Source organism: Microbacterium sp. Be9, assembly GCF_011754135.1.
Classification (GTDB): Bacteria; Actinomycetota; Actinomycetes; order Actinomycetales; family Microbacteriaceae; genus Microbacterium; species Microbacterium maritypicum_A.
In genome coordinates, this window is the sequence record NZ_WNWT01000006.1 from 639,844 (window position 1) to 653,246 (window position 13,403).

At 68.9% G+C, this 13,403-nt stretch carries 13 protein-coding genes; 9 read left to right on the top strand and 4 right to left on the bottom strand.

What is annotated here, in order from left to right; all coding sequences use genetic code 11:
• Positions 1 to 3: 3 nt before the first annotated feature.
• The 4 genes from GLO27_RS13935 to GLO27_RS13950 all read left to right on the top strand — a co-directional run bounded on the left by GLO27_RS13935 (position 4) and on the right by GLO27_RS13950 (position 5,227).
• Complete coding sequence (locus tag GLO27_RS13935) at positions 4 to 1,530, top strand: MmgE/PrpD family protein (RefSeq protein WP_136024029.1); 1,527 nt, start codon at positions 4 to 6, stop codon at positions 1,528 to 1,530.
• Entirely contained in the window at positions 1,530 to 2,432 is a 903-nt protein-coding gene (gene prpB / locus GLO27_RS13940) for a methylisocitrate lyase (RefSeq protein WP_029267764.1), read from the top strand. Before GLO27_RS13935 ends, prpB begins: the two co-directional genes overlap by 1 nt.
• Positions 2,433 to 2,434: 2 nt before the next feature.
• On the top strand, positions 2,435 to 3,568 hold the full coding sequence (locus tag GLO27_RS13945) for a bifunctional 2-methylcitrate synthase/citrate synthase (protein WP_167255392.1): 1,134 nt from the start codon (positions 2,435 to 2,437) through the stop codon (positions 3,566 to 3,568).
• A 171-nt stretch (positions 3,569 to 3,739) separates the two neighbouring features.
• A complete protein-coding gene (locus tag GLO27_RS13950) occupies positions 3,740 to 5,227 on the top strand; it encodes an MFS transporter (protein ID WP_036271644.1) in 1,488 nt (495 codons plus the stop codon).
• A gap of 40 nt (positions 5,228 to 5,267) precedes the next feature.
• On the opposite strand, the gene GLO27_RS13955 is transcribed toward GLO27_RS13950, so the two are convergent.
• The gene (locus tag GLO27_RS13955; protein WP_021200330.1) at positions 5,268 to 5,933 is read right to left on the bottom strand and encodes a type 1 glutamine amidotransferase domain-containing protein; all 666 of its coding nucleotides are present in this window, start codon (positions 5,931 to 5,933) and stop codon (positions 5,268 to 5,270) included.
• 95 nt (positions 5,934 to 6,028) lie between these two features.
• On the opposite strand from GLO27_RS13955, the gene GLO27_RS13960 reads away from it, so the two are divergent.
• Entirely contained in the window at positions 6,029 to 6,922 is an 894-nt protein-coding gene (locus GLO27_RS13960) for a LysR family transcriptional regulator (protein ID WP_021200331.1), read from the top strand.
• Positions 6,923 to 6,946: 24 nt separating this feature from the next.
• On the opposite strand, the gene GLO27_RS13965 is transcribed toward GLO27_RS13960, so the two are convergent.
• Positions 6,947 to 7,531, bottom strand: a complete 585-nt coding sequence (locus GLO27_RS13965) for an antibiotic biosynthesis monooxygenase (protein WP_167255394.1) — start codon at positions 7,529 to 7,531, stop codon at positions 6,947 to 6,949.
• Between the two features lie 417 nt (positions 7,532 to 7,948).
• On the opposite strand from GLO27_RS13965, the gene GLO27_RS13970 reads away from it, so the two are divergent.
• From GLO27_RS13970 to GLO27_RS13985, 4 genes are read left to right on the top strand one after another with little or no spacing between them, the layout of a single operon-like run.
• The gene (locus GLO27_RS13970) at positions 7,949 to 9,451 is read left to right on the top strand and encodes a CoA-acylating methylmalonate-semialdehyde dehydrogenase (RefSeq protein ID WP_167255396.1); all 1,503 of its coding nucleotides are present in this window, start codon (positions 7,949 to 7,951) and stop codon (positions 9,449 to 9,451) included.
• A 28-nt stretch (positions 9,452 to 9,479) separates the two neighbouring features.
• Positions 9,480 to 10,685, top strand: a complete 1,206-nt coding sequence (locus GLO27_RS13975; protein WP_021200334.1) for an acyl-CoA dehydrogenase family protein — start codon at positions 9,480 to 9,482, stop codon at positions 10,683 to 10,685.
• Entirely contained in the window at positions 10,682 to 11,587 is a 906-nt protein-coding gene (gene mmsB, locus GLO27_RS13980; RefSeq protein ID WP_021200335.1) for a 3-hydroxyisobutyrate dehydrogenase, read from the top strand. The genes GLO27_RS13975 and mmsB overlap by 4 nt, the downstream gene beginning before the upstream one ends.
• Positions 11,588 to 11,615: 28 nt before the next feature.
• Positions 11,616 to 12,392, top strand: a complete 777-nt coding sequence (locus tag GLO27_RS13985) for an enoyl-CoA hydratase-related protein (protein WP_167255398.1) — start codon at positions 11,616 to 11,618, stop codon at positions 12,390 to 12,392.
• A 100-nt stretch (positions 12,393 to 12,492) separates the two neighbouring features.
• Here GLO27_RS13985 and GLO27_RS13990 read toward each other — a convergent pair whose 3' ends face one another.
• Together GLO27_RS13990 and GLO27_RS13995 are read right to left on the bottom strand one after the other, a co-directional pair.
• Positions 12,493 to 12,936, bottom strand: a complete 444-nt coding sequence (locus tag GLO27_RS13990; protein WP_021200337.1) for a YdeI/OmpD-associated family protein — start codon at positions 12,934 to 12,936, stop codon at positions 12,493 to 12,495.
• Complete coding sequence (locus tag GLO27_RS13995) at positions 12,933 to 13,403, bottom strand: SRPBCC family protein (RefSeq protein ID WP_021200338.1); 471 nt, start codon at positions 13,401 to 13,403, stop codon at positions 12,933 to 12,935. The genes GLO27_RS13990 and GLO27_RS13995 overlap by 4 nt, the downstream gene beginning before the upstream one ends.

Genomic DNA, 13,403 nt, shown 5'->3' on the forward strand with positions numbered 1-13,403 from the left:
GAAATGACTGTCACCCACCACGTCCGCGTGCACCGCAGCGACGAGAACCTCGCCAGGGAAGACCAGCTCGCCTGGAAGATCGCCCAGGTCGCCGCCGATCAGGTCGAGGTCGAGCAGGACGTCGTCGACATGATCATCAACCGCATCATCGACAACGCCTCGGTGGCGGCGGCCTCCCTCACCCGCGGCCCGATCAACGCGGCCCGCGCGCAGGCGTTCAGCCATCCTGTCTCCACCGGCGGCGTCGGAGCGAACCTCTTCGGTGCCGCCCTCGACCACCGCACCAGCCCCGAGTGGGCGGCCTGGGCCAACGGTGTGGCCGTGCGCGAGCTCGACTATCACGACACCTTCCTCGCGGCGGAGTACTCGCACCCCGGCGACAACATTCCGCCGATCCTCGCGGTCGCACAGCACACCGGCAAGGACGGCCGGGCGCTCGTGCGCGGCATCGCCACCGGCTACGAGATCCAGATGGACCTGGTACGCGCGATCTGCCTGCACAAGCACAAGATCGATCACGTCGCCCACCTCGGCCCGTCTGCCGCGGCCGGCATCGGCACCCTCCTCGGACTCGACGTCGAGACCATCTACCAGGCCGTCGGCCAGGCGCTGCACACCACGACCGCGACGCGTCAGAGCCGCAAGGGCGAGATCTCGACCTGGAAGGCGCACGCTCCGGCCTTCGCCGGCAAGATGGCCGTCGAAGCCGTCGACCGTGCGATGCGCGGACAGACCAGTCCCGCGCCGATCTATGAGGGCGAAGACGGTGTGATCGCCTGGATGCTCGACGGCAAGGACGCGGCGTACGACGTGCCGCTGCCCGCCGCCGGCGAGCCCAAGCGCGCGATCCTCGACTCGTACACGAAGGAGCACTCGGCCGAGTACCAGGCGCAGGCGCTCATCGACCTCGCCCGCAAGCTCGGCATCGAGAACCCGGCGCTGCGCGACCCCGCGAACATCGATCAGATCGTGATCCACACCAGCCACCACACCCACAACGTGATCGGCTCCGGCGCGAACGACCCGCAGAAGTACGACCCGACCGCTTCGCGCGAGACGCTCGACCACTCGGTGCCGTACATCTTCGCGGTGGCGCTGCAGGATGGCGGGTGGCACCACGTCGACTCCTACGCCCCCGAGCGCGCGGGCCGCGCCGACACCGTCGCGCTGTGGCACAAGATCACCACGGCCGAAGACGCCGAGTGGACCCGCCGCTACCACTCGGAGGACCCGGCAGAGAAGGCGTTCGGCGGTCGCGTCGAGATCCGCCTGACCGACGGCTCGACAGTGGTCGACGAGATCGCCGTGGCCGACGCGCACCCGCTGGGAGCACGCCCGTTCGCCCGCGAGAACTACATCGCGAAGTTCCGTCTGCTGGCAGAGCCCGTGCTCGAGCCGGCCGAGATCGAGCGGTTCCTCGCCCTCGTGCAGCGTCTGCCCGAGCTGACGGCTGCCGAGGTCGGTGAGCTGTCGATCGTCGCGAAGCCCGGCCTGCTCGAGGCCGCACCCACGCCGGCAGGACTGTTCTGATGCTGTATTCCACCGTCACCCCCGCCGAGAAGCGGCGGCTGTTCCGTGAGCGGCTCGCGAGCGGTGAACTGCTGCGCTTCCCCGGCGCGTTCAACCCCCTGAGCGCCCGTCTGATCGAGCAGAAGGGCTTCGACGGCGTCTACATCTCCGGCGCCGTGCTCTCCGCCGACCTGGGGCTGCCCGACATCGGCCTGACCACGCTGACCGAGGTCGCCGGACGCGCGAAGCAGATCGCCCGCATGACCGACCTCCCCGCGATCGTCGACGCCGACACCGGCTTCGGCGAGCCGATGAACGTCGCCCGCACGATCCAGGAGCTCGAGGACGCGGGCCTGGCCGGCACGCACATCGAGGACCAGATCAACCCGAAGCGCTGCGGCCACCTCGACGGCAAGGCCGTGGTCGACGAGAACACCGCGATCAAGCGCATCCGTGCCGCCGCCGACGCCCGTCGTGACGAGAACTTCCTCATCATGGCGCGAACCGACATCCGGGCGGTCGAGGGGCTGGACGCGGCGATCGACCGCGCGAAGGCCCTGGTGGATGCCGGTGCCGACGCGGTGTTCCCCGAGGCGATGCGCACGCTCGCCGAGTTCGAGGCCATGGCCGAGGCGCTCGACGTGCCGATCCTGGCGAACATGACCGAGTTCGGCAAGAGCGAGCTCTTCTCGGTCGACCAGCTGCGCGACGCGGGAGTGAACCTGGTCATCTGGCCGGTGTCGCTGCTGCGCATCTCGATGGGGGCTGCGGGCCGCGCACTGGATACTCTGAACGAGGAGGGGCATCTGACCTCGAAGCTCGGCGAGATGCAGCATCGCGCCGATCTCTACGATCTGATCGACTACGAGTCGTACAACCACTTCGACTCCGGCGTCTTCAACTTCACCATCACGAAGGAGTGACCATGACCGAGCCGGACATCAAGAAGGGCCTCGCGGGAGTCGTCGTCGACACGACCGCGATCTCGAAGGTCAACCCCGAGACGAACAGCCTGCTGTACCGCGGCTACCCGGTGCAGGAGCTGGCCGACACGCAGCCGTTCGAAGCCGTCGCGCACCTGTTGTGGAACGGTGAGCTGCCCACGCCCGAGGAGCTCGCGGCGTTCCGGTTGGAGGAGCGGAAGCACCGTGCGCTGGCCGACAACGTCAAGACCGCGATCGATCTGGTGCCGTTGGACGCGCACCCGATGGACGAAGTGCGCACCGCGGTCAGCCTGATCGGTGCCTCCGATCCCGGTGCCGGCGGCTCCGTGCTCGATGCAGGCGGCAGTCCGGAGCAGAACCTCGAGCGGAGCATCCGCCTGTTCGCCGCCCTCCCGGCGATCGTCGCCTACGGTCAGCGTCGCCGTCGTGGACAGGAGATCATCGCGCCGCGCGACGACCTCGACTACTCGGCGAACTTCCTCTGGATGACCTTCGGCGAAGAAGCGGACGACGTGGTGGTCGACGCCTTCAACCGCTCGATGATCCTGTACGCCGAGCACTCCTTCAACGCCTCGACGTTCACCGCGCGCGTGATCACCTCGACCCTGAGCGACATCTACTCGGCGGTGGTCGGTGCGATCGGCGCTCTCAAGGGCCCGCTGCATGGTGGCGCCAACGAAGCCGTGCTGCACATCTTCGATGACATCGGCACGGCCGACAACGTGGTGCCGTGGCTCGACAAGGCGCTCGCCGAGAAGCGCAAGATCATGGGCTTCGGGCACCGCGTCTACAAGAAGGGCGACTCTCGGGTGCCGACCATGAAGGCCGCGCTCGACACCCTCGTGGAGCACTACGACCGCCCCGAGGTCGCCGCTCTCTACGATGCGCTCGAGTCGGAGTTCGTCGCGCGCAAGGGCATCTACCCGAACCTCGACTACCCCTCAGGGCCCGCGTACAACCTGATCGGCTTCGACACCCTGACCTTCACGCCGCTGTTCGTCGCGGCGCGGGTGACGGGGTGGACGGCTCACGTGATCGAACAGGCGGGGTCGAACGCGCTGATCCGTCCGCTGTCCTTCTACGACGGCCCGGACGAGCGGCACGTCTCCGCCTGAGCTCCGCGTTCCCATCGCCTGAATGGCTCCATCTCCACCCGGGATGGAGCCATTCGCGCGATTCGGGGCTGTAGCGTGCCGGCAGCCCGGGGTCAAGCGGATGCGCCGGGGAGCGCGACGGGAGTAAGACCGTATCCGGGACGAACGCGCGTCCCGGACGAAGGAGGGTCCATGTCCGCATCCGACACCACCGTCAAGGAGGTCCGCTCGCTCGTCCCCGCACGCATGGACCGGCTGCCCTGGTCGCGATTCCACTGGCTGATCGTCGTGGGACTCGGATTCTCGTGGATCCTCGACGGCCTCGAAGTGCAGATCGTCGCCGCCAACGGCTACGCCGCCACCCTCGGGATGGGACCGGCCGAGGTGGGACTCGCCGGTACGTGCTATCTGCTCGGGCAGGTGTTCGGAGCGCTCTTCTTCGGACGCCTCACCGATCGCCTCGGACGCAAGAAGCTCTTCCTCGTCTCGCTCGCGGTGTACCTCGTCGGATCCGCCGTCGCCGGACTCGCCTTCGCGCCCTGGTTCTTCTACATCTGGCGGTTCGTCGCGGGTGCCGGCATCGGCGGCGAGTATGCGGCGATCAACTCGGCGATCGACGAGATCATCCCGGCGAAGTACCGGGGCCGCGTCGACATCGCGATCAACGGCACCTATTGGGGCGGCGCGGCGCTCGGCGCCGTGGCGAACGTGTTCTTCCTGAACACCGACATCCTCCCTGAGGACATCGGCTGGCGACTCAGCTTCTTCCTCGGTCCGGTTCTCGGGATTCTGCTCATCTGGATGCGCCGACACATCCCGGAGAGCCCGAGATGGCAGATGACCCACGGGCGCGAGGAAGCGGCGGAGCGCAATGTCGACGAGATCGAGGAGCGCATCCGCAAGGAGGGGAAGACGATCCCGCCGGTCGACGAGAGCAAGGCGATCACGGTCAAGGAGTACGGCCGTGTCCCGTTCCTCGTCATCGCGAAGGTGCTGTTCCGCAAGTATCCCCGGCGCACGCTGGTGGGCATCACGATGATGGTGACGCAGTCGTTCCTGTACAACGCGATCTTCTTCACGTATGCGCTGGTGCTCGAGAACTTCTACGACACCCCGCCGGCGTCGGCATCGCAGTACTTCATCGTGTTCGCGGTCGGAAACCTCGCCGGCGCGCTCATCCTCGGGCACTTCTTCGACACCTGGGGGCGGCGGCGGATGCTGTTCGGCACGTACATGCTCGCCGGCCTCATCCTTCTCGTGAGCGCCTTCCTGTTCAACGCCGGAGTGCTCAACGCCGCGACGCACACGGCGTTCTGGTGCGCCTCGTTCTTCTTCGCCTCCGCCGGCGCCTCCGCGGCGTACCTGACGGTCAGCGAGATCTTCCCGCTGGAGCTCCGGAGCCAGGTCATCTCGTACATCTTCTCGATCGGGCAGCTGGTCGGAGCGATCGCGCCGGTGCTCTACGGCGCCCTGATCGGTCAGAGCGCCGAGAGCGGGGACCGGGGCCCGCTGTTCTGGGGCTACGTGCTCGGCGCGGCGATCATGATGTTCGGAGGTATCGTCTGCGGGGTCTTCGGGGTGAGCGCCGCAGGGAAGTCGCTGGAAGACATCGCGGATCCGCTCTCGCTGGTGGAGTCCGGAGGGAAGGCGAAGGCGAGCGGCAGGGAATCGGGGGCCTGAGCAGAACCGGCGCCGCGATGATCGCGGCGCCGGCGACGGCTCAGGAGAGCGCCGCGATGAGCGCGCGGGCGGCGGATGCCGATGACTGCGGGTTCTGACCGGTGATGAGCAGGCCGTCGATCACGGTGTTGTCGCTCCACGGGGCGGCGATGTCGAGCTCGGCGCCCCGTGCCCGCAGTTCGCTCTCGAGCAGGAAGGGTGCGCGGTCGGCGAGGCCGCCGATGCGCTCCTCCTCATCGGTGAACCCGGTGATGCGGCGTCCGGCCACGACCGATTCTCCGGCTGCGGTGCGGGCAGGAAGCAGGGCGGCCAGTCCGTGGCAGACGGCCGCGAGCGGGCGGCCGGCGGCGAGCGTCGCCGTGATCAGCGCGGCCGAGTCCTCGTCGACCGCGAGGTCCTGCATCGGACCGTGCCCGCCGGGGTAGTAGACGGCGTCGTAGTCCGCGGGGTCGACGTCGGCCAGGATCAGCGGGGCGGCGAGCTGATGGATCGCGGCGATCGCTTCGGCGTCGCCCTCGGAGAGGCTGGACGCATCGGCGACGGGGGCGACGCCGCCCGGGGTCGCGAACGACACCGAGTGACCCGCGTCGCGCAGCGCGCGATAGGGAGTGAGCAGCTCCTCGGCCCAGTAACCGGTCGGGTGCGCGGTGCCGTCGGTGAGGGTCCAGGTGCGGGCGGCGGTGACGACGAAGAGAACAGAGGACATGCGTGCTCCAGAGGGGTCGGACGGCAGACGCCGTGCAGGATGCGATATCGAGGACAACGGACAGCTCTCGCATCCGATTCCGATAGATTTCCGATATGAGTGATCGGAATGGCGATGGGTTGCGTGACCTCGCACTGTGGCGCACCTTCCTCGCCGCGCACCGCTCCGGGTCCGTGTCGGCGGCGGCGCGCACGCTGGGAGTCGCCCAGTCCTCGGTGACGACGCAGTTGCAGGCTCTGGAGCGGAGCATCGGGGAGCCTCTCTTCGTCCGTCACGCGCGGGGGATCCTCCCGACCCCTCGCGCCGATGACCTGGCTGCGCGCCTGTCCGGTCCGCTCGACGCGCTCGCCCTCGCCCTCGGAAGCCCGTCGCCGACCGAGGCGCCCCCGATGCGAATCGGCGGCGCAGCGGAGTTCGTCGAGCGGGTGCTGATGCCCGCGCTGGCGTCGATGATCGCGGAGGGGCAACGGATCACGGTCGCCGCGGGGCTCGCGGAAGACCTGCTCGATCAGCTCCGTGCCGGAAGCCTCGACCTCGTGATCTCCGCCGTCCGACCGAAGGGCCGCGCCCTTCCTTCTGCGGCCCTCGTCGATGAGGACTTCGTGCTCGTCGCGGCCCCTTCCCTCGGTCTCGCTCCTTCGTCCGCGCTCGCACCGGGCGACCTCGACGCCGTCCCCCTTCTCGCCTACGCCCACGACGTACCGATCCTGCGGCGGTACTGGCGGCATGCGTTCGGCATTCGACTCGAGCGCGAGCCCGCGCTGATCGTGTCCGACCTCCGGGCGCTCGCCGCCGCAGCCGTCGCCGGAGCGGGAATCACGGTGCTGCCGACCTATCTGATCGCCGAGGAGCTCGCCGACGGTCGGCTGGTCGTGCTGCGCGAGACCGACGATCCGCCGATCAACACCCTCTACCTGGTGCGCCGGCCAGGTCCGCTCACGGCTGCGGTGGCCGAGATCGATCGGGCGCTGCGGGCAGCCGTCGCGTGACGGATGCGGAAGAGGTGCGGCGCCTCAGCGGGAGAGCCAGCTCCGCAGCGAACGGGTCACGAACGGCAGCACCCAGTAGGCCATGATCGGCGTGAGCACGAGAGTGGTGACGAGCACGCGCAGCCAGATCGGCAGCTCGTTCCAGCCCGGCACAGGGCTCATCGCGTAGGTGAAGGCCAGGTTCACGGGGAAGAAACCGAGCCAGATCGAGGTGGCCTGCTTCCAGCGCGGCGGAGCGGGCGCGACCGTGACGGTCTCGGTGCTGCCGTCGGACGCGGGGAGCGTGATCGTCCCGGTCGTCGGCTCGTCGAACCACCCCTCGATTCCGGTGCGACGCTTGGAGCGCTCGCTGCGCACGAAGCCCTCGCCCATCGACAACCACCATGCCCGCTCGGCCGACTGCTCCCAGGCGGTGAGCGAATCCTCGCTCGCGAAGCGGTAGAGCATGTGCCAGACCTGCGAGTCCTCGCCGGCGCGCACCCAGCCCGAGCCGAGGAAGCCCGGATACTTCGTCGCGAGGTTCACCCCCGTCTGCACCCAGGCGGTCGCCTCGACGATGCGCTCGGGGTCGACTTCGCGGCGGATGGACACGGTGAGGGGTTCGGACATGGTGCGGTCCTCGGGGGAACGGGCGTCCGGGGTGAGGACGCCGAAGCGGATGCGCCAGGGGTGGCAGCGCACCGTCGATTCTAATTCGGATGCGGCGTGGTCCAGGCCGTCGCCGCCCGAACGAGGAGGACCCCCGCCGACCCGATTCGGCGGGGGTCTCGCGGCGTGGGAGCCGCGACGGGAGCGAGAGCGCTCACCGTGCGCGCGGTAGACGTGACACCCGATCCGGTCTGAGTCTCTGTCCGCGCACCTGCAGTTGTACCCGGGCGAGATGACGCGGTGGTGAACGAGACGCGAACAACCTCGATCACGAGCCGAGCGGCGGCCGCGGGGCGATACAAGGATGTCCTAGTAAATATCCGGTACTCCGAGTAAACTCCCCAATGTGCCAACGACGGCACGGAGGGATGTCACACAATGACTCGTACTATCCCGCACTTCGTGGGCGGATCGCTTCTCACTCCCGACTCGGGTCGCTTCGCCGACGTGTTCGATCCGAGCACCGGAGCGGTGCAGGCCCGTGTGCCCCTGGCCTCGGCCGACGAGGTGCGTCGCGTGATCGCGAACGCCGAAGAGGCGCAGGTCGCATGGGCGGCGACCAATCCGCAGAAGCGCGCTCGTGTGCTGTTGCGGTTCCTCGACCTGGTGCAGCAGGAGATGACGTCGCTGGCCGAGCTGCTCGCGAGCGAGCACGGCAAGACGGTCGACGACGCGAAGGGCGACATCCAGCGGGGTCTCGAGGTCATCGAATTCTCCGCCGGCGCTCCGCACCTGCTCAAGGGCGAGTACTCCACCGGCGCCGGAACCGGCATCGACGTCTATTCGATGCGCCAGCCGCTCGGGGTCGTCGCCGCGATCACCCCCTTCAACTTCCCCGCGATGATCCCGCTGTGGAAGGCGGGGCCCGCTCTCGCCGCCGGCAATGCGGTGGTGCTCAAGCCCAGCGAGCGCGATCCCTCGGTGCCGGTGCGCATCGCCGAGCTGTTCCTCGAGGCGGGCCTCCCCGCCGGCGTCCTCAACGTGATCCACGGCGACAAGGAGGCCGTCGACACCCTGCTCACGGACGACCGCGTCCGCGCGGTCGGCTTCGTCGGTTCGACCCCGATCGCCGAGTACATCTACGCGACGGCCGCGGCCCACGGCAAGCGGGCGCAGTGCTTCGGCGGAGCGAAGAACCACATGATCGTGATGCCCGATGCCGACCTCGACCAGGCCGTCGACGCACTGATCGGCTCCGGCTACGGCTCGGCGGGTGAGCGCTGCATGGCCATCTCGGTCGCGGTGCCGGTGGGGCAGGAGACGGCGGACGCCCTCGCGGCCAAGCTCACCGAACGTGTCGCCCAGCTCCGGGTCGGCCCCTCTCTCGCACCCGACGTCGACTACGGGCCCCTGGTCACGCGAGCCGCCGTCGAACGGGTCGAAGGCTACATCCAGCAGGGGGTCGACGAGGGGGCGACGCTCCTCGCCGACGGCCGGGGCTTCACGGTCGACGGGCATGAGGAGGGCTTCTACCTCGGCCCGACGCTGTTCGACCACGTCACCACCGACATGGCGATCTACCGCGAGGAGATCTTCGGCCCTGTCCTGGTGATCGCCCGCGCCGCCGACTACGAGGAGGCGCTGCGGATGGCCTCGGAGCACGAGTACGGCAACGGCGTCGCGATCTTCACGCGCGACGGTGACGCCGCCCGCGACTTCGCGGCCCGTGTCGAGGTCGGGATGGTCGGCGTGAACGTGCCGATCCCGGTCCCGATCGCGTACTACACGTTCGGCGGCTGGAAGCGCAGCGGATTCGGCGACCTCAACCAGCACGGAACCGACGCCTTCCGGTTCTACACGAAGACCAAGACGGTGACGAGCCGGTGGCCCGCGGCAGGCATCCGCGATGGAGCCAGCTTCGTCATCCCGACCATGCACTAGCCCCGGACACCTCCCACAAGGAATCACGATGACCATGACCACCGTCACCACCACCGCCGAGGAGCGCGAGGCGATCATCGGCGCCGTCCGCGAGTTCGCCGAGACCGAGCTCGCCCCCTACGCCGCCGAACGCGATGAGAAGCACCTGTTCCCGAGGGAGTCGCTGAACCGTGCCGGCGAGCTCGGCCTCGGCGGCATCTACGTCGACGAGGAGTTCGGTGGCAGCGGCCTCAGCCGCCTCGACACCGTGGCGATCTTCGAGGAGCTCGCGAAGGGCGACCCCGCCGTCGCGGCCTACATCTCCATCCACAACATGGTGGTCTGGATGATCGACACCTACGGCGACGACGCACAGCGCGGCGAATGGCTGCCGAAGCTCACCGCCATGTCCGAGTTCGGCGGCTACTGCCTCACCGAGCCGGGCGCGGGGTCGGATGCCGCGAACATCGCGACCAGCGCGGTGCGCGACGGCGACCATTTCGTGCTCACCGGGGTGAAGCAGTTCATCTCCGGAGCCGGGGAGGCCGCCGTCTACGTCGTGATGGCGCGCACGGGGGAGCCGGGAGCACGCGGCATCAGCGCGTTCCTCGTCCCGGGCGATTCCGAAGCGCTGAGCTTCGGCGCACCGGAGAAGAAGATGGGCTGGCACGCTCAGCCCACCCGTCAGGTGATCCTCGACGGTGTCCGGGTTCCGGCGTCCGCCATGCTCGGTGATGAGGGCCGCGGCTTCGCGATCGCGATGTCGGCGCTCAACGGCGGACGGCTCAACATCGCCGCCTGCTCGCTGGGCGGCGCGCAGTGGGCGCTCGACAAGGCCGTGCAGTACGTGCATGAGCGGATGGCGTTCGGAGAGCCGCTGGCCGAGAAGCAGTCGATCCTGTTCGCGATCGCCGACATGCGCACCGACCTGCACGCCGCACGCCTCATGGTGCGTGACGGCGCGCAGGCGGTCGACGAGCACGCTCCCGATGCGACGATGCGCTGCGCCATGGCCAAGCGCTTCGCGACCGATGCCGGGTTCGACGTCGCCAACCGCGCCCTCCAGCTGCACGGCGGCTACGGCTACCTGCAGGACTACGGGATCGAGAAGGTGGTCCGCGATCTGCGCGTGCACCAGATCCTGGAAGGGACGAACGAGATCATGCGACTGATCGTCGGACGCGAGATGCTGCGACCTGCGGGTTCCGCGTCGGTCCAGCGCAGCGGCGGGGATCAGACGCGGAGCGCATCATGAACGCCTCCTCGTCGACGGCGGTCGTCGCGTTCCTCGGCCTGGGCCATATGGGACTGCCGATGGCGAAGAACCTCGTCGAAGCCGGTCACGAGGTGCACGGCTTCGACCTCGTCCCCGCCGCCGTCGAGGCGGCACGGGTGGCCGGCATCCGCGTGGCCCCGAGCGGCGCGGACGCGGTGTCCGAGGCCGACGTCGTCATCACGATGTTCCCCGCCGGAAAGCACGTCATCGAGGCCTATCGCACGGAACTGCTGGCGGCGGCCCGACCCGGCACCCTCTTCATCGAATCCTCCACGATCGCCGTCGACGAAGCGCGCGCTGCACACGCTCTCGCGCTCGCCGCCGGTCACCGCAACGTCGACGCTCCGGTGTCGGGCGGCGTGGTCGGTGCGGAGAACGGCACGCTCGCGTTCATGGTCGGCGGCTCGGACGAGGACTTCGCCGCGGCGTTGCCGCTGCTCGAGATCATGGGAAAACGCATCGTGCACTGCGGCGGTCCCGGACTCGGACAGGCGGCCAAGGTCTGCAACAACATGGTGCTCGCGGTCTCGCAGATCGCGGTCGCCGAAGCGTTCGTGCTGGGGGAGCGGCTCGGACTCGAGCATCAGGCGCTCTTCGACGTCGTCTCGCAGGCCTCGGGCCAGTGCTGGTCGATCACCACGAACTGCCCCGTGCCGGGCCCGGTGCCCACGAGCCCGGCCAATCGCGACTACCAGCCGGGCTTCGCCGGCGCGCTGATGGCAAAGGATCTCGGGCTCGCGCTGCAGGCGATCGAGCAGACCTCGACCGATGCGCGCATGGGCCGGCTCGCCCAGGAGATCTACGCCGTCTTCGCGGCCGGCGACGGCGCGACGCGAGACTTCTCCGGCATCATCACCGACATCCGCGACGACCGCGTGTGATGATCGGTACTTCGACGGAGAGGGCGACATGACCGAGTACGAGACGATCCTGGTCGAGCAGCGCGGACGGGTGGGGTGGATCACCCTGAACCGCCCGGAAGCGCTGAACGCGTTGAACAGTCGGCTCGCGGAGGAGGTCACCGCAGCGGCGCTCGCCTTCGATGCGGACGAGGGCGTCGGTGCGATCGTCGTCACCGGCTCCGAGAAGGCCTTCGCCGCCGGTGCCGACATCAAGGAGATGGAGGGCATGTCCGCGGCGCAGATGCTGGAGACCGATCACTTCGGTGTCTGGCACGACTTCGCGGCCGTGCGCACTCCCGTGATCGCCGCGGTCTCCGGCTTCGCCCTGGGCGGGGGATGCGAGCTGGCGATGATGTGCGACATCATCCTCGCGGCCGACAACGCCAAGTTCGGGCAGCCCGAGGTCAACCTCGGAGTGATCCCCGGGATGGGCGGTACGCAGCGCCTGATCCGTGCGGTCGGATACTACAAGGCGGCCGAGTTGGTGCTGTCCGGGCGCTTCATGGGCGCAGAGGAGGCGGAGCGTTCCGGGCTCGTGTCGCGCGTGGTGCCGGCATCCGATCTCCTCGCCGAGGCGACGAAGCTCGCCGACACCATCGCTTCCAAGTCGTTGCCGTCGGTGTACGCCGCGAAGGCCGCGCTCGATACCGCGATGGAGACGACCCTCGCCGAGGGGCTGGCTCACGAGAAGCAGGCGTTCGCCGCGCTGTTCGACACCGCGGACCAGAAGGAGGGCATGTCGGCCTTCCGGGAGAAGCGGGCGCCCGACTTCCAGAACCGCTGAGCGTGTGACGGGACGAGTGCCTGATGAGACGAGTGCCTGATGAGACGAGTGCCTGACGAGACGAGTGCCTGACGAGATGTCTGCCGGGATCGGGGAGCGGTCAGCCGCGGAGCGCGTCGACGATCTTCGTGATGCGACGTTCGCGAGTCGCCTCCTGCTTCGCTTCGGCCACGCTCCTCGCGTGCTCTTTGCGTGCGGTGTACGACAGGGCGTCGAAGGCGGTGCGCAGCGCGGGGTCGGCGTCCAGGGCCGCGGCGAGCTCGGCCGGAACGTCGACCGTGCGCTCGGCGGAGTCCACCCGGATCACGGCGTCGATCTCCTGGTCGATCTCGAGTCCGAGGTCGGCGCGCACGGCCTTGCTGAAACCGATCATGTTCTCGCTGCCCATCCGCGCCAGACGCAGGCGGGCGGTGCGTCCGCCGATCGTGACGGCGACCGGGAACGCCTTGCCGGCGCCGAGAGAGGCCACCTGCTCGTCGCTGAGGAGGATCGCCGCAGCGGGGCCGCGGCCGGTGAGGACGGTGTGCAGGCGCAGTTCGCTCATGCCGAAAGGGTACGCCCGGGCTCCTCGAATTCCGCGGCGAGAATCGCGTTGCGCTCCATGATGAGGCGTCGCATGTACCCGCCGAGGAACATCGCGTCGACGATTCGGCCGAGCGGGCCGAACGGCGAGCGGAAGGTCACGGTGTCGTGCATGAGCGTGCCGGCCGGATGCTCCTCGAAACGGTGCTCGTGCAGGAATGCCGCGAACGGACCGGAGATCTGCCGATCCGAGAACGCGTGGGGAGGATCGATGTCGAAGACGATCGAGCGCAGGCGGAAGGGGACGCCGAAGTGGCGTGCCCGCCAGGTCGCGGTGGTCCCCTCGGTGAACACGCCGCCGGCCGGCGCCTCGACCATGGTCTCGCTGAACCGGGCCATGCTCTTCACGTGCAGTGCCGGGTCGAGCGATGCGGCGAACACCTCGGCAGGAGGCGCGCTGATGATCGTCTCGAGCGCGAACCGGGGCAT